The sequence below is a fragment of the Primorskyibacter flagellatus genome, from assembly GCF_014638275.1.
Lineage (GTDB): Bacteria > Pseudomonadota > Alphaproteobacteria > Rhodobacterales > Rhodobacteraceae > Pseudooceanicola > Pseudooceanicola flagellatus_A.
On record NZ_BMFJ01000001.1, the window covers coordinates 2776986 to 2792728 of the forward strand.

Consider the following 15743-nt stretch of genomic DNA (forward strand, 5'->3'; position numbering starts at 1 on the left):
GTGCTTCCGGCAAGATGATGCCCCGCCCCCGCTTCATCTTGCCGGAAATACTCTCGCCGGCAGGCGAAATCCGCGTCCGGGGGCGCAGTCCCGGTTTCCTTGACAGGCTGGGCGCAAGCCCCTAAACGCCCCCTCAACACCCGGAGTCTATCGTGATTCCGGTCCCCGCCGCTGCAGCGGGGATCGCCACCAGTCAGCGCGATGCGCCCACTGGTGCGCTTGTCGTTTGAACCGCTCCCGCCCACATCGGGGGCATGTCGTGGAAAAGGTCGCTGGAGGGCCGGGCATGTTTGAAAATCTATCCGAACGCCTGTCCGGCGTATTCGACCGGCTCACCAAGCAGGGCGCGCTGTCCGAAGAGGACGTGAAGACCGCCCTGCGCGAGGTGCGTGTCGCCCTGCTCGAGGCCGACGTGTCGCTGCCGGTGGCGCGGGACTTCGTCAAGGCCGTGCAGGACAAGGCGACCGGGCAGGCGGTGACGAAGTCGATCACCCCGGGCCAGCAGGTCGTCAAGATCGTGCATGACGAACTGGTGCATGTGCTGGCCGGCGATGGCGAGGCGGGGGCCCTGCGCATCGACAACCCGCCCGCGCCGATCCTGATGGTCGGCCTGCAGGGCGGCGGCAAGACCACCACCACCGCAAAGCTCGCCAAGCGGCTGAAGGAGCGGGAGGGCAAGCGGGTGCTCATGGCCTCGCTCGACGTGAACCGCCCGGCGGCGATGGAGCAGCTGCAGATCCTCGGCACCCAGATCGGCGTGGACACGCTGCCTATCGTGAAGGGCGAGGATCCGGTCACCATAGCGAAGCGCGCCAAGACGCAGGCGGCGCTAGGCGGGTATGACGTCTACATGCTCGACACTGCGGGCCGCCTGTCGATCGACGAGGAACTGATGGCGCAGGTCGCCGCGGTCCGCGATGTCGCCAACCCGCGGGAAACCCTGCTGGTCGTCGACGGCCTGACCGGGCAGGACGCCGTGCACACGGCCGAGAATTTCGACGACCGCATCGGCATCACCGGTGTCGTGCTGACCCGGATGGACGGCGACGGGCGCGGCGGCGCGGCTCTGTCCATGCGCGCGGTGACCGGCAAGCCGATCCGCTTCGTCGGCCTGGGCGAGAAGATGGACGCGCTCGAAACCTTCGAGCCGGATCGCGTGGCGGGCCGGATCCTCGGCATGGGCGACATCGTCGCGCTGGTGGAAAAGGCGCAGGCCACGATCGAGGCCGAGCAGGCCGAAAAGATGACGAAGCGGTTCCAGAAGGGCCGTTTCAACATGAACGACCTGAAGATGCAGCTCGACCAGATGCTGAAGATGGGCGGCATGGAAGGCATCATGGGCATGATGCCGGGCATGGGCAAACTGGCGGGTCAGGCGAAGGAGGCCGGGTTCGACGACCGGGTCATCAAGCGCCAGATCGCCATGATCCAGTCGATGACCAAGAAGGAACGCGCCAATCCCGACCTGCTCCAGGCCAGCCGCAAGAAGCGGATCGCGGCCGGATCGGGGATGGAGGTGTCGGACCTCAACAAGCTGCTCAAGATGCATCGGCAGATGTCGGACATGATGAAGAAGATGGGCAAGGGCGGCATGCTGAAACAGGCCATGAAGGGCATGTTCGGCAAGGGCGGCGACGTGCCCGAAGGCTTCGACCCGTCGAAGATGGACAGCCGCGCCATCGAACAGGCCGCCAAGCAGATGCAGAAATCCGGCCAGATGGGCAAGATGCCCGGCCTGCCCGGCGGTCTGCCGGGTCTGGGCGGCGGTGCGCTGCCGCCGGGCCTGTCGGGATTCGGCAAGAAGAAATGATCGTCGCGGCGCCCTCCTTCCCGGTGATCGAGACCGAGCGGCTGCGGCTGGTGTCCCCCGCGGGCCCCGATTTCGACGCGCAGGAAACCTTCCTGATGCCCGGCGCGCCGCAGTTCCTCGACCACCACCCGGACGAGGAGGCGACCTGGTGGTCCATTGCGACCATCATCGGCCACTGGCACCTGCGCGGCTACGGGCTGTTCGCCGTTCTCGACCGGCGTAGCGGAGAGGCGTACGGGCTGGTCGGTCCGTGGTTCCCGAAAGGCTGGCCGGAACCGGAACTGTCCTGGAACCTGGTGGAGGGCGCCGAAGGCATGGGCGTCGCCGAGGAAGCCGCGCGCGCGGTGCTGGCCTGGCTGTTCACGGATCGAAAGTGGCCGTCGGTGATCTCTCTGGTCGATCCGGGCAACGAGGGCTCCGTCCGGCTGGTCGAAAAGCTGGGCGCGCGGGCCGAGGGCACCTTCGCGCATGACATGGCCGGAGAGTTCCGCATCTGGCGGCATGTCCCGCGCACCATGGCGGGCAAGAAACTGATCGAGGGGCTGGCATGATTCCCGTCCTGACCACGGATCGCCTGAGGCTCTGCGCCCCCCGGATCGAGGATTTCGAACACTGGGCGGCGTTCTTCGCCTCGGAGCGTGCGATCTACGAACGCGGAATGATGTCGCGGGCCGACGCCTGGCGGATCTGGGCTTCGGATGTCGCCGGCTGGACACTGCGGGGATACGGCCCGTTCCGGGTGGAAACGCTGGCCGGAGAGTATGTGGGCGAGGTCGGACTCTACGAGCCCGACGGCTACGAGGGACCGGAGCTTGGCTGGTTCGTCATCCCCGAGGCGGAGGGCAAGGGCTTTGCCGCGGAGGCGGCGCGCGCGGTCATGACCTGGGCGCGGGGCCGCTTCGGCTGGGACCGGCTGGCCAACATCATCGACCCGCGCAACGACCGTTCGGTCGCGCTTGGCCTCCGGCTTGGCGGGGTGATCGACCCCGACGGCAAGGGAGAGGACCCGGGCGACATCGTGATCGTCCACGATCTGAAAGGGGTGGCCGCATGATCCCCGTGCTGACCAGTGACCGTCTGACCCTGCGCGGACCGGATGCGCGCGACATCGCGGCGCTCGGGGCCTTCTACGGCTCTGACCGGTCGCGGTTCGTCGGCGGGCCGAAGGACGCCGAGATGGCCTGGCGGCAGCTTGCCACCGAAATCGGACACTGGACGCTCTGCGGTTACGGGCGGTGGATGGTCGATGTGACGGAGACCGGCGAAACCGTCGGCATGGCCGGACTGTGGAACCCCGCGGGCTGGCCGGAGCCGGAGATCGGCTGGGACCTGTTCGACGGGTTCGAGGGCAAGGGCTATGCGACAGAGGCCGGGGCGATGGCCCGCAGCTACGCCTATGACGTGCTGGGCTGGGACACGGCGATCAGCCTGGTGGCCCCGGCGAACACCGGCTCTGCCCGCGTGGCCGAACGGCTTGGCGCGGTAATGGAGCGGACCTTTACCCACGTGCGTTTCGGCGAGGTCCTGATCTATCGCCACCCGGCGCCCGGCGCCCTGTCCGACGGCGGTGCGGAGGCCTACGCATGACCTTCCCGCGCGACATCCCCGTGCATACCATCCCCGTCCCCCGGCTGGAGACGGAGCGGCTGCTGCTGCGCGGACCGGAGGCGCGGGATTTCCCGGCCATCGCGGCCTATGCGATGGATGCGGAGCGGACGAAATACGTCGGCGGTCCGCGCGAGTCGGAGTTTGCGGTCTGGGGCAGTTTCATCGCCACCATCGGGCACTGGATCTGGCACGGCTACGGCTTCTGGACGCTCGAGGAGAAGGCGACCGGGCAGGCTGTGGGGCGCATCGGCATCGTGCATCACGTCGGCTGGCCGGAACCCGAACTCGGCTGGCACGTCTTTGCCGCCGGCGAGGGGCGCGGGCTGGCGCACGAGGCCGCGCTGGCCATCCGCGACCACGCCGGGCGCCAGATGGGGCTCGACCGGCTCATCAGCCAGATCCACCCCGACAACCGCCGCTCTCGCGCGCTGGCCGAACGGCTTGGCGCGGTGCAGGAGCGGGAGACAAACCTGCTTGGCGTTCCCTGCCTGATCTACCGCCACCCGAGCGTTCTGGAGGACATGGTTCCATGACGACTGAAAAGACCCTGCCCGAATTCTACTCCGACCGGCTGCATTTCCGGATCGGCGTGCTGGAAGACCTGGACGAGCTGGACGCCTTCTTCTCGTCGGATGCCTCGCGCTATGTGGGCGGGCCGCGTCCGCGCGGGGAAACCTGGGATGCGCTCTGCTCCGGCGTGGGTCACTGGCATCTCCGCGGGTTCGGGCTGTGGATCGTCACCAGCCTGGAAGACGGGAAGATGGTCGGTGTCGCAGGTCTCCAGCAGCCCGAGGGCTGGCCGGAGCCGGAACTGATCTGGGTGATCTTCAGCCAGTATTCCGGCAGCGGTTATGCAACCGAAGCGGTGCAGGCGATCCGGCCGTTCATCGCGCGGGAATTCGGCGTCACGCAGCCGATGAGCCTGATCTACCCGGAATACAAGGCAGTGGTCAGCATGGCCGAAAAACTGGGCGCGCGGCGGATCGAGGATGTGGAAATTCCCGATGGCGCCGTGCCCGCCTGGCGCTTTCCCGCCCCGACCGGGGGGACCGATGCCTGAGGCGCTCGCCCTCTTCCTGACGACGCTGTTTCCCCGCGCGGTCCCGCGCCGGGGCAAGGGGGGCGTGCGATGATCGCCCCGACCCTGTCCAACGCCACCGTCACCCTGCGCCCGCATCGGGTCGAGGATATGGAGCCCTACTGGGCTTTCTTCTGCTCTCCCCGCGCGGCGCTGATGGACCGGCCCTCCTCGCCCACGCACCTGTGGTATGGCTTCGCGTCCGAGGTCGGAAGCTGGGTCCTGCAGGGTCAGGGAGGCTGGGCGGTCGAGACGCCGGACGGGCGGCTTGCCGGTCAGATCGCGGTCAGCCAGCCGCCGCATTTCCCCGAACGGGAAATCGGGTGGTTCCTGCTGGACGGGTTCGAAGGGATGGGGCTGGCCCATGCCGCCGCCACGCTGGCACGGGACTGGGCCTTTGACGCGCTGAAGGCCGACAGTCTCGTCAGCTATATCCATCGGGACAACGCGCGGTCGATCCGCCTGGCCGAACGGCTTGGCGCGGTGCGTGACGACGCGGCGGACCGGCATGACGACACGGACGTCGTCTACCGCCACCGGAGGGTGCACTGATGCCCTACCGCATTCCCGTGATCGAAACCGAACGGCTGATCCTGCGCGGACCCGAGCCCGAGGATTACCCGAACTTCAAGCACACCTTCTCGTCCTACCGTTCACGGTTCATGGGCGGGCCGCTGAACGGCTACGAGACCTGGATGCTCTACGCCGCCGAAATCGGCCACTGGCAGATCCGGGGATACGGGATGTGGATGATCCACGACCGCGCCTCCGACCGGACGCTCGGCATGGCGGGCGGCTGGAAGCCTGCGCAATGGCCCGAGGCGGAAATCGCCTGGATCATCTGGCCGGACACGGCCGGGCGTGGCTATGCGCTCGAGGCGACCCATGCGGCGCGCGGCTATTTCTACGACCGGCTCGGCTGGCCCGGGGCGGTCAGCTACCTCGACCCGAAGAACCTCGACTCCATCCGCCTCGCCGAGCGGCTTGGCGCGCGCCCGGATCCGGAGGCCGCGACGGTGGACGGCAACGACGTCTGCTACCGCCACCCCTCTCCCCGGCAGCTGTCCAACAGCCAGCTGGCCGACGGAATCGAGCTGGAGATCCGCTCCTACCAGAACCCGCTGTTCAAGCCGAAAGGATACGCCATTGACTGACATGACCGACGATGTCGTCGCCCGCGCGGCCGAACTGCTGAAGGATCACCGCGCCAGCATCGACCGGCTGGACGCAATCCTGATCTATACCCTGGGCGAACGCTTCAAGCACACCCAGGCCGTCGGGAAACTGAAGGCGGAACATGACCTTCCGCCCTCGGACCCGACCCGTGAGTCCGCGCAGATCGCGCGGCTCGAAGAGCTTGCGATCCAGGCCGATCTCGACCCGGATTTTGCAAAGAAGTTCCTGAATTTCATCATTCAGGAAGTCATCCGGCACCACCGCCAGCACCAATCATAGGCCGGGCTGCGGCCCGCCTGACCCAAGCCATTCAAAGGAGAAAACACAATGGCCATGAAACTTCGTCTCGCCCGCGGCGGCTCCAAGAAGCGCCCCTTCTATCGCATCGTGGCCGCGGATTCCCGCATGCCCCGCGACGGCCGCTTCATCGAAAAGCTCGGGACCTACAACCCGCTGCTGCCGAAGGATTCCGAAGACCGCGTGAAGATCGACATCGACCGCTGCAAGCACTGGCTCGACCAGGGCGCACAGCCGACCGACCGGGTCGCGCGTTTCCTCGAAGCCGCCGGTGTGGTCGAGAAGAAAGAGCGTTCGAACCCCAAGAAGGGTGAGCCGGGCAAAGCCGCCAAGGACCGCGCCGAAGCCAAGGCCGCCAAGGAAGCCGCCGCTGCCGAAGCAGCTGCCGCCCCCGCCGAGGCACCGGCAGAGGAAGCCGCAGCGGAAGAAACCGCAGAGTGATGCAGGCACCGGCCCCCGCCCGTTTCGCGGGGGCCGTCCGGTGACGTCAGATGCTGTTCCGCCCTGTCCGGCTCATGATCCTGCTGGCCGTCGCCTTTGGCGCGGGCATGCTGTACGAGCGTGAGCGGCGGGCGGAGGAGTGTCTCCAGAACGCGGGTGTCCTGCGCGACATCCTGTGCGAATAGGAAACAGCATGGCCGATCAGGTCTGTGTCGGGGCAATTGCCGGGGCCTTCGGGGTCCGCGGCGAGGTGCGGCTGAAAAGCTTCTGCGCCGATCCGGAGTCGATTGCCGATTACAGCCCCCTGACCGGCGACAACGGCGTCTCCTATTCCGTCACCCTCTCCCGTCCGATTTCCAACGGCTTCGCGGCCTGGCTCGGCGGGGTGGAGACCAAGGAACAGGCGGATGCGCTCAAGGGGGTGCAGCTGTTCGCCCCGCGCGACCGCCTGCCCGTCCCCGAGGACGAGGAATATTACCACGCCGACCTGATCGGCCTGCGGGTCGTCGACACCGGCGGGACCGAGATCGGCGTGATCCGCGCGGTGCATGACCACGGCGCGGGCGACCTGCTCGAAATCATGGGGCCGGGGCTGAAAGCCACCGTGCTGCTGCCGTTCACGCGCGTCTGCGTCCCGACCGTGGACCTCGCCGGCGGCAAGGTCGTCGCGGACCCGCCCGAGGGGCTGTTCTGAATGCCCCCGGAACGTTCCCACGGCCGCAAGTCCATCCGCCCGACCCTGAAGCCGCGCGCCCTGATGGAAGAGCCGGAGGTTCTGGCCAATGTCTGGACCGCCCGCATCATCACCCTGTTTCCGCAGGCTTTTCCCGGTGTGCTTGGCGAAAGCCTGACGGGACGGGCGCTGAAGGACGGGCTCTGGCAGCTTGAAACCATCGACCTGCGGCAGTTCGGCGACGGCAAGCACCGCAACGTCGATGACACGCCTGCGGGCGGCGGCGCGGGCATGGTGCTGCGCGCCGACGTCATGGGGCAGGCCGTGCAGATGGCGATGCAGGGGGTGCGGGGCGGCTGGCCGCTCGTCTATCTCTCCCCGCGCGGGCCGCGCTTCGATCAGGCGATGGCGCGGCGGCTGGCGACGGCGGACGGCGTGACGATGATCTGCGGCCGGTTCGAAGGGCTGGACCAGCGGGTGATCGACCATTTCGGCATTCAGGAGGTCTCTCTCGGCGACTTCGTCCTGACCGGCGGCGAACTGGCCGCACAGGCGGTGATCGACGCCACGGTGCGCCTGCTGCCCGGCGTTCTGGGCAACGCGGTGTCGACCGAGGAGGAGAGCTTCTCTCACGGCCTTCTGGAACATCCGCAGTACACCCGGCCCGCGGAATGGGCCGGGCGGGCGATTCCCGATGTGCTGATGTCCGGAAACCATGGCGAGATCGCGAAGTGGCGGCAGGCCGAAGCGGAGCGGATCACCAAGGAACGGCGGCCCGATCTCTGGGCGGCCTACGAGAAGGCGAAGGGCTAGGCGGAAGGGAGGACCATCGCCCGTCCGCCGGGCGGGCGGCACCGAATGTGGTCGCCGTTTTATCCCGTCGTGGAAGCACTCAGATCGATCCGCGCGCAAACGGTGACGCATCGCCCGCCCGAGGGGGCGGACGGGCGATGGTCCGGCGGCCCTGCGGGCCTTGTTCCGGACCGGGCACCTGTTTCAGGATTGCTCCGATGCAATGTCCTGCCGGGCTGCGCGGCCCGTCTCGCGACCGCAGACCAAAAGCACCCGTCATCCCCGGACTTGATCCGAGGATCCCCCCGACCCGCAGCGCCCGCGCGCCGGACGCCCTTTCCCTCTTGATCCAAACGCGAATCCGCCTTATACGCCGCCCGTCCGGGGCCATCGGCCCGCCGGACCGTCCGCCTGTTCCCTGCCCCGGTGTCTTCGCCGGATCCGCACGGGGCGGCGGCGCAGCAAAGAAGACAGTGACCTGACCCTCCGGCGGGCGCCACGGCGGACCCGACCAGAAGACCGGAGTTCTGAGGGAACACCCACATCGCGGGAAAACCGCGGAATAGTAGGAGACCTGCGATGGACCTGATCGCACAGCTCGAGGCGGAACAGATTGCCGCCCTGGGGAAAGACATCCCCGACTTCAAGGCGGGTGACACCATCCGTGTCGGTTACAAGGTGACCGAAGGCACGCGGACCCGCGTGCAGGCCTACGAAGGCGTCTGCATCTCGCGCAAGAACGGCAGCGGCATCGCCGCCTCCTTCACCGTGCGCAAGATCTCCTTCGGTGAGGGTGTGGAACGCGTGTTCCCCCTCTACTCGACCAACATCGACAGCATCGAAGTCGTGCGCCGCGGCAAGGTCCGCCGTGCGAAGCTGTACTACCTCCGCTCGCGCCGCGGGAAATCCGCGCGGATCGCAGAGGTGTCCAACTACAAGCCCAAAGCGGGCGCGGAAGCGTAAGGATCGGCACGATGAAAAAAGACATTCACCCGGACTACCACTTCATCGACGTCAAGATGACCGACGGCACCGTGGTCAAGATGCGCTCCACCTGGGGCAAGGAAGGCGAGACGCTGTCGCTCGACATCGACCCCTCCGTGCACCCGGCCTGGACCGGCGGGTCCTCGCGCCTGCTGGACGCGGGTGGCCGTGTGTCCAAGTTCAAGAACAAGTACGCCGGCCTCGGCTTCTGAGCCAGCCGCGCCTGACGATACGGACGCCGCCCCCCGGGGCGGCGTTCTGCTTTTCCGGCGCCCCGTGGCGCCCGGGAACGCCACGGCGCTTCGCCGCGAATTGACCGCCCCGGCAATTGCTTTCGCGCGGAAGGTGTGGGAAGCAGCGGGACCAGAGCCACATGGACGGACAGATGTCGACCAGCCCGAAGCCGGATACAGCGACCCTTTCAGCGACATCCGACCGCGAGGTCGACATTGCCAACCTGATCGCCACGATCTGGCGCGGCAAGCTGATCGTCATCGGCGTCGCCCTTCTGGCGCTGATCGTGGGCTTCGTCTACGCCTATTTCATTGCGGTTCCGGTCTATACCGCGCATGCCACCATCGCGCTGGAAAGCCGGCAGGAACAGATCGTCGACATCGAAAGCGTGGTCACGGGGCTGTCCAGCGAACAGTCCTCCCTCAATACCGAGGTGGAGGTGCTGCGTTCCCGTGGCCTGATCGGTGACCTCGTCGACGACCTGAACCTGACCGAGGATCCCGAATTCAACCCGGCGCTGATCCCGCCGCCGCGGTTCTCCCTGTCCAGGCTGGTCGCGCTGATCCGCCCCGGCGACGGGGACGAGCCCGATGCAGAGGCGGTCCGCGACGACGTCGTCGACAACGTGACCGAGGTGATCTCGGCCTCCAACGTGCGCCAGACCTTCGTGTTCCGCATCTCCGTCGTGACCCGGGACCGCCGGAAGTCGGCGCAGATGGCGAACCGGCTGGCGGAGCTTTACATCGACGATCAGGTCGACGTGAAATTCCAGCGCACCGAAAAGGCGACGGAGTGGCTGAGCGACCGGGTGAGCGAACTGCGCATCCAGCTCGAGGATGCGGAAACCGCGCTCAAGTCCTTCTCCACCAGCACCGACCTGATCAGCCCCGAGGGGTTGTTCGCGATGAACCGCCAGATCAAGGAACTGCGGGACCGGCGGTCCGGGCTGGAGGAGACGCTCGCCACGTCCGAAGCCGCCGCCGCGCGGCTGGAGGCGAACAGCGGGGCGGAGTTCGAGATCCGCGCGCGCGAGGCCGAGGACACGCTGCTGGTGAACCTGCTGCCGGATGCCTCTGCCGGGGATCCGCGGGCGCAGGACCGGTTCAACGACCGTTACGAGGACCTCCGCCTGCGCGCGCAGCAGGAGGCAATCCGCGCGAAGCAGCAGCTTGCCGTGCTCGACCGGTCGATCATCGAACTGGACAAGCGCATCGAACGCCAGTCGACAGAGCTTGTCCGGCTCCAGCAATACCAGCGCGAGGCCGAGGCGAACCGGCTGATCTACGAACATTTCCTCGGCCGTCTCAAGGAGATGAGCGTGCAGGAGGGAATCCAGCAGGCCGACAGCCGGGTGCTGTCCCATGCGGTCGTGCCCTCCGGCCCCTCCGCGCCGCGCAAGACGGTCATCATGGCGATGGCGCTGGTGCTCGGCACCTTCGGCGGGGCCGGTCTGGTGCTGCTGCGCGAGGCGGCGCAGAACACGTTCCGCGCGCCCGAGGCGCTGGAGAAACTGGCCGGGATCGCGGTCATCGGGCAGATCCCGCTGATCGCATCGCGGCGCCGGAAGAACGTGCTCAAGTACTTGGCGGAAAAACCGAATTCGGCGGCGGCAGAGGCGGTGCGCAACCTCAGGACCTCTATCCTGCTGGCGGATATCGACAACCCGCCCAAGGTCATCATGTCCACCTCCTCCATCCCCGGAGAGGGCAAGACCACGCAGTCGCTCGCCATGGCGCAGAACCTCGCCGGGCTGGGAAAGAACGTGCTTCTGATCGAAGGCGACATCCGCAAGCGCGTCTTCCGTGAATATTTCGAACTGGACACCGACAAGGGGCTGATCGCCGTGCTCTCGGGCGAGGTCCCGCTCTCGCTCGCCGTGCGGCATGTGGAGGCTTTGAACTGCGACGTCCTGATCGGCGAGCAGAGCAAGGTGAACGCCGCGGACCTCTTCTCCTCCGAACGGTTCCAGGCGTTTCTGGACGACTGCCGCCAGCACTATGACTACGTCGTGGTCGACACGCCCCCGGTTCTGCCGGTGCCGGACGCGCGGGTGATCGGGCAATTCGTCGACGCCATCATGTACGCGGTCAGATGGGACCACACGACCCGGCGGCAGGTGGCAGAGGGGCTGCGGTCGCTCGCCAATGTCGGGGTGAAGGTGTCCGGGCTGGTTCTGACCCAGATCGACGGCAAGGGCATGAAGCGCTACGGCTACGGCGACTACAAGGCGTACGACAGCTACTACTCCGAATAGCAGGGGCTACAGAGACCCAGGCGCCGCTCCGCCTTCCTTCCGGGCCTGCGACGAGAGGCGGGTCATTGCGACTGATGTGCCGGCAGCCCGGTTCAGGCCATTCCAGGTTCTGAAGGGCTCCGTCGCTGGTCTGACCCGAACGACAGGCAAAGGGAGTGCACGATCGTACCGATCCGATTGGTTTGCACCGGCCGACGATCTGAACGACCGCCACATTCTGCCTGTGCCGGTTTCTCCTCCGCCTCCGGTCGGGCACTTTTGCGGCCGTCGCCACTCCGCCCGACGTGTTACGTGCCCTGAGCCTCGATCCTTTCCGCTTTTCAGTGCCCACAAGTTTCCCGTCTGTCTCAACTCCTCTTTCGTCTGTCCCGTCTCCTCTTCGTCTCACTCTTATCTTTGCAGACAATCCTTACCTTTCGCCTAACTCGTCTTCCGGCGGGCTGTCCGGCGTCGGGAAACCCTGGTCGCCATCGCCGCAGCCTGTGCACCGCGCTGCCGTTTGCGGGTCTCCCCGCCGCGCCAAACGGGGCCTGAACTCCAGCCCGACATGGCGGCCCTGAGCCGCGACGGGCGGTGCACTTGTCCTCTCGGTCTGGCCATAACTGCACCCCGAAGCACAGGCGCGATGCGGGCGGACTGCCAGGCTGCAAGCCGCAAGCAGGGGCACCGCGCGGTGGTGCAGGGATTTGGTAACCACATTGGCGGAGTGTGCCGGGACGTCACAGCCCCGGAGTCCTTCATGTCCGATCGGTCCGCCAACCTGTCGCTGCCCTTTATCCAGCCGTCGCAGGCCCAAAAACACGTCACCCATAACGAGGCGCTGGAGCGTCTGGACGCGCTGGTCCAGCTCTCCGTCCTGAGCGCGACGGAAGATGAACCGCCCGCGCAGCCCGAAGAGGGCGACCGCTATCTCCTGCCCGCCGGAGCCTCCGGCGCGTGGAGCGGGCGGGACGGTGATCTCGCCGTTCTTGCCAATGGCGCCTGGCTCTTTCTGGAACCGCAGGCAGGCTGGCTGGCCTGGGTGCGCGACCAGTCCAACGCGCTGCGCCACGACGGCACGACCTGGGTTCCCGCTCAGGGCGATCTCCAGAACCTGCCGTGGATCGGCGTCAACGCCACTGCGAATTCGACCAACCGCCTGTCCCTCTCAGCTCAGGCGAGCCTGTTCAGCCATGACGGCGCGGGTCATCGGCTCAAGGTGAACAAGGCCGGGTCCGCAAATACCGCCAGCCTGCTGTTTCAGACCGGGTTTTCCGGCCGGGCCGAGATGGGGACCATGGGCAGCGACGGATTCTCCGTCAAGGTGAGCAGCGACGGTGCGTCCTTCCAGACCGCGCTGATTGCCGACCCCGCCACGGGCACCGTGACTTTTCCCAACGGCGTCAGTGGTCTGACCGATCCCGCTTTCGGGGCCGAGGACCTTGTGACACGCGCTTACCTGACCGCCGGCCATGACCTTGTGACCAACGGGATGGACAGCCTTGGCACCGGCTACAACTACCCCTCCGCCCTGACCCGTGACCCCGCCATCACGCCGCACCTTCCCGCCGCGTTCTCTTATGCCGGGTATCACGCCGGGCCGGTCGAAATGGTCGAAACGATCGCCGTGGACCCCAACCTCTGCTACCGCCTGCAGGCCTATCTTCGTCAGGAAAGTCTGCCCGGCGACTGGTCCGCCCATGCGGAGGAGGACCGGCACGAGCAGTCCGTCGGCATCCAGTGCATTGACCCGGACGGGCTGGTGATCGAGCCGCGCCACCACGTCCGGTTTCATGACGGCGGGACCGACAGCCTGACCGTCCTTGCCGCACCGCTTTCGCCGGGCGACACGGAGATCCACCTCGCCGATGCAAGCGGCTGGAACGACAGCGACAACGACGCGGAGGCGCGGGGCGTCCTGATCTTCGGCTACATCTCGGCGGGCGGGCGACGGCACGACCATTACAGCCGCATCGTCGGGCATGACCTGTTTGCCATCGCGGGGGTGAACAAGACGACTCATGTCGTCACGCTCTCCTCCCCCCTGCCCGCGTTGCTCGGCAACCCCGGCGACGGCGGCGGCACGTGGCCCGCAGGCACGGCGATTGCCAATACCGCGCCCGGCACCGGCGCCAAGCGCAGCTTCGCGGACCGGGTTCACCTTGCCGAAACCGATCGCTGGTATCAGCTCAGCGCGCATGTCGGCGGCATCGACCTCTCCGGCACCGACGCGGCGGGGAATTTTGCGCCCGGTACGGTCGGGATCCGGGTGGTCTTCTGGCCGAATGTCAGCAACCTGCCCGGCGGCTCGGGCGGGCATCCCGACACCGGGCCCGATCACCGCGTACATATCGCCGGTGTCTCCCTCCGGGCTCAGCCCCTCGCGGTGGCAGAGCGTGTGACCGGCGGATCCGCGCTGGTTCATGTGCCCGTGCCTGATGTGGTCGGCGGGGTGGTGGCGATGGCTCCGGATACGCTGATCGTCAAGGAAATCTAGCCCTGCCGCGCGACGCTGCGTAGCGATCGGGCACCAGTCCGCCGCCCGTCGCCGCGAAAAATGACGCGTGGGAAATAGATTGTTGCTGCGTGGCACGACCTGCACTACTCTCCAAACCAGCATGCAACCTATCTTGAGGAGTACCCAATGAAGCGCATCGCAGCCCTCTCGCTCGTCGCCGCCCTGGCCGCGACCGGAGTTTCCGCAGACAACGCATCGGCCTCCAAGCCGACCGTTTCCACCCAGGCCGGCCTCGCAAGCGCCGCTCTGTCGCCGGTTGCCGTCGTGGCCGCCGTCGCCGTTCTGGCCGTGATCGTCGCAGCCGACGACAGCTCCTCGGGCACCTGATCCGAACGCCGGACTGGTCTTCGGACCGATCGAATTCAGAACAAAGGCCCCGCCCCGCAGCGGGGCCTTTGTCATTGGGTCCCCACGCGCACGGCGGCGGAAAAGCGCCCGGAGGCAACGGAGACCCTGGTTTTTCCCGACAACCGCGCTCGGGGGTTGAAACGAATTGGGGATTGACCCAAACAAGGTCGTCGCCAATTCCCAGGACCGGACATGAAATACCTTATCACTGCCCTCGCCCTTGCCCTTCTTTCGGGATGCGGTGCCGTCTACATGTCCCCGCGCGTCACCGACGGCGACGGCAAGGTCCGGATCCTCGAACTGACCCCTCAGACCGTGCTGGCCGCAAACCGCGCGAGCTACAGCCCCAAGGAACTGCCCGCAGTCTTCTTCGCCGCTGCCGGCGGGCCATCGGCCGGTCGCGGTATCGGGGCGACGCCCCCTGCCGCGCTGGAGCCGGAGCAGAGACCGGCCGCGCTGACGCTCAGGGTGCCGCCGCAGGCGCCGATGCGGCCCTATACCATCGGGATCGGCGACGTCCTCCTGATCGCGACGCGCGGAAATACCTCCACCGTCGAGGAGCTGAGCGGCCTGCTCGCCGCGCAGAACCGGCGTCAGGGCTATACCGTGCAGGACGACGGGGCGATTGCCATTCCCGAAATCGGGCGGGTCCCGGTCGCCGGCCGAACGCTGGAAGAGGCGGAAACCGCCCTGTTCCAGCGCCTTGTCGAGAACCAGATCGACCCCTCCTTCAGTGTCGAGATCGCCGAATTCAACTCCAAGCGGGTGGCCATTGGCGGCGCTGTGACGGAGGCCACTGTCGTGCCGATCACGCTGACTCCGCTGACGCTGGACCAGGCGCTTGCGGCGGCGGGGGGGATCGCGACCCGCGACCTCGACTATGCCTCCATCCGGCTGTACCGCGACGGGACGCTTTACCAGATTCCGCTGGCCGATTACCTGTCCCAGCCCAACCTGCAGAAGCTGCGGCTGATGGACGGGGACAGCGTTTTCGTGGACACGGAATTCGAACTTGAGCGCGCTCAGGCCTATTTTTCCGAACAGATCGAACTGGCAGATTACCGGCAGCGCGCGCGGTCGCAGGCGCTGGCCGAGCTTGAGGCCGAGGTGAACCTGCGCCGCGATTCGCTTCAGGAACAGCGCGACAATTTCCGCGACCGGATGGAGTTTGACGGGGTCGAGCGCGACTATGTCTACCTGACCGGCGAAGTTGCCAAGCCGAGCCGCTTTGCGCTGCCCTTCGGGCGGCAGGCGACGCTGGCAGATGCGCTGTACAGCGAGGGCGGCTTTCTGAACGAAACGGCCAATCCGGGGCAGATCTACGTTCTGCGCGACTCTGGCGATCCGGCGGATTTCGGCGCGGTCACCGCGTGGCATCTGGACGCGCGCAATGCCGCGAACCTGACGCTCGCCACCCGGATGGAGCTGCGTCCGAACGACGTTGTTTTCATCGCGGAACAGCCGGTCACGCGATGGCATCGCGTCGTAAAACAGATCATCCCGTCGCTCATCACCGGCGGCGCGACCCTGGCCACGAACTGATCCCAACCC

19 protein-coding genes are annotated in these 15743 nt (G+C 67.0%); all 19 read left to right on the plus strand.

What is annotated here, in order from left to right:
- The first annotated feature begins 286 nt into the window (after window positions 1–286).
- The 19 genes from ffh (at window position 287) to IEV87_RS13825 (ending at window position 15734) form a co-directional block, all read left to right on the plus strand.
- Window positions 287–1810, plus strand: a complete 1524-nt coding sequence (gene ffh / locus IEV87_RS13740) for a signal recognition particle protein (RefSeq protein WP_188478217.1) — start codon at window positions 287–289, stop codon at window positions 1808–1810.
- Window positions 1807–2361: a GNAT family N-acetyltransferase gene (locus tag IEV87_RS13745; RefSeq protein ID WP_188478218.1), complete on the plus strand. Its 555-nt coding sequence runs from the start codon at window positions 1807–1809 to the stop codon at window positions 2359–2361. The genes ffh and IEV87_RS13745 overlap by 4 nt, the downstream gene beginning before the upstream one ends.
- Window positions 2358–2864 carry a GNAT family N-acetyltransferase gene (locus IEV87_RS13750; protein WP_188478219.1) on the plus strand — a complete coding sequence of 169 codons (507 nt, stop codon included), beginning with the start codon at window positions 2358–2360 and terminating at the stop codon, window positions 2862–2864. The genes IEV87_RS13745 and IEV87_RS13750 overlap by 4 nt, the downstream gene beginning before the upstream one ends.
- Window positions 2861–3397 carry a GNAT family N-acetyltransferase gene (locus tag IEV87_RS13755; RefSeq protein ID WP_188478220.1) on the plus strand — a complete coding sequence of 179 codons (537 nt, stop codon included), beginning with the start codon at window positions 2861–2863 and terminating at the stop codon, window positions 3395–3397. The genes IEV87_RS13750 and IEV87_RS13755 overlap by 4 nt, the downstream gene beginning before the upstream one ends.
- A complete protein-coding gene (locus tag IEV87_RS13760; protein WP_188478221.1) occupies window positions 3394–3951 on the plus strand; it encodes a GNAT family N-acetyltransferase in 558 nt (185 codons plus the stop codon). Before IEV87_RS13755 ends, IEV87_RS13760 begins: the two co-directional genes overlap by 4 nt.
- Window positions 3948–4478 carry a GNAT family N-acetyltransferase gene (locus IEV87_RS13765; RefSeq protein ID WP_188478222.1) on the plus strand — a complete coding sequence of 177 codons (531 nt, stop codon included), beginning with the start codon at window positions 3948–3950 and terminating at the stop codon, window positions 4476–4478. Before IEV87_RS13760 ends, IEV87_RS13765 begins: the two co-directional genes overlap by 4 nt.
- 69 nt (window positions 4479–4547) lie before the next feature.
- Entirely contained in the window at window positions 4548–5048 is a 501-nt protein-coding gene (locus IEV87_RS13770) for a GNAT family N-acetyltransferase (RefSeq protein WP_188478223.1), read from the plus strand.
- Window positions 5048–5650 carry a GNAT family N-acetyltransferase gene (locus IEV87_RS13775; RefSeq protein ID WP_188478224.1) on the plus strand — a complete coding sequence of 201 codons (603 nt, stop codon included), beginning with the start codon at window positions 5048–5050 and terminating at the stop codon, window positions 5648–5650. Before IEV87_RS13770 ends, IEV87_RS13775 begins: the two co-directional genes overlap by 1 nt.
- Before the next feature lies 1 nt (window position 5651).
- On the plus strand, window positions 5652–5951 hold the full coding sequence (locus tag IEV87_RS13780; RefSeq protein ID WP_188478451.1) for a chorismate mutase: 300 nt from the start codon (window positions 5652–5654) through the stop codon (window positions 5949–5951).
- Between the two features lie 48 nt (window positions 5952–5999).
- Complete coding sequence (rpsP, locus tag IEV87_RS13785; RefSeq protein ID WP_188478225.1) at window positions 6000–6410, plus strand: 30S ribosomal protein S16; 411 nt, start codon at window positions 6000–6002, stop codon at window positions 6408–6410.
- Between the two features lie 50 nt (window positions 6411–6460).
- The gene (locus tag IEV87_RS22990; protein WP_269902647.1) at window positions 6461–6595 is read left to right on the plus strand and encodes a hypothetical protein; all 135 of its coding nucleotides are present in this window, start codon (window positions 6461–6463) and stop codon (window positions 6593–6595) included.
- An 8-nt stretch (window positions 6596–6603) separates the two neighbouring features.
- On the plus strand, window positions 6604–7104 hold the full coding sequence (gene rimM / locus IEV87_RS13790; RefSeq protein ID WP_188478226.1) for a ribosome maturation factor RimM: 501 nt from the start codon (window positions 6604–6606) through the stop codon (window positions 7102–7104).
- Window positions 7105–7896: a tRNA (guanosine(37)-N1)-methyltransferase TrmD gene (gene trmD, locus IEV87_RS13795; RefSeq protein WP_188478227.1), complete on the plus strand. Its 792-nt coding sequence runs from the start codon at window positions 7105–7107 to the stop codon at window positions 7894–7896.
- Between the two features lie 558 nt (window positions 7897–8454).
- Window positions 8455–8838: a 50S ribosomal protein L19 gene (rplS, locus tag IEV87_RS13800; RefSeq protein WP_188478228.1), complete on the plus strand. Its 384-nt coding sequence runs from the start codon at window positions 8455–8457 to the stop codon at window positions 8836–8838.
- 11 nt (window positions 8839–8849) lie between these two features.
- Window positions 8850–9071: a 50S ribosomal protein L31 gene (gene rpmE / locus IEV87_RS13805; protein WP_188478229.1), complete on the plus strand. Its 222-nt coding sequence runs from the start codon at window positions 8850–8852 to the stop codon at window positions 9069–9071.
- Window positions 9072–9232: 161 nt separating this feature from the next.
- Window positions 9233–11347 carry a GumC family protein gene (locus IEV87_RS13810; RefSeq protein ID WP_229737575.1) on the plus strand — a complete coding sequence of 705 codons (2115 nt, stop codon included), beginning with the start codon at window positions 9233–9235 and terminating at the stop codon, window positions 11345–11347.
- A 739-nt stretch (window positions 11348–12086) separates the two neighbouring features.
- Window positions 12087–13823, plus strand: a complete 1737-nt coding sequence (locus IEV87_RS13815; RefSeq protein ID WP_188478230.1) for a DUF2793 domain-containing protein — start codon at window positions 12087–12089, stop codon at window positions 13821–13823.
- 147 nt (window positions 13824–13970) lie between these two features.
- A complete protein-coding gene (locus IEV87_RS13820) occupies window positions 13971–14171 on the plus strand; it encodes a hypothetical protein (protein ID WP_188478231.1) in 201 nt (66 codons plus the stop codon).
- Window positions 14172–14384: 213 nt separating this feature from the next.
- Window positions 14385–15734, plus strand: coding sequence for a polysaccharide biosynthesis/export family protein (locus tag IEV87_RS13825; RefSeq protein ID WP_188478232.1), 1350 nt, complete (start codon window positions 14385–14387; stop codon window positions 15732–15734).
- Window positions 15735–15743 lie beyond the last annotated feature (9 nt).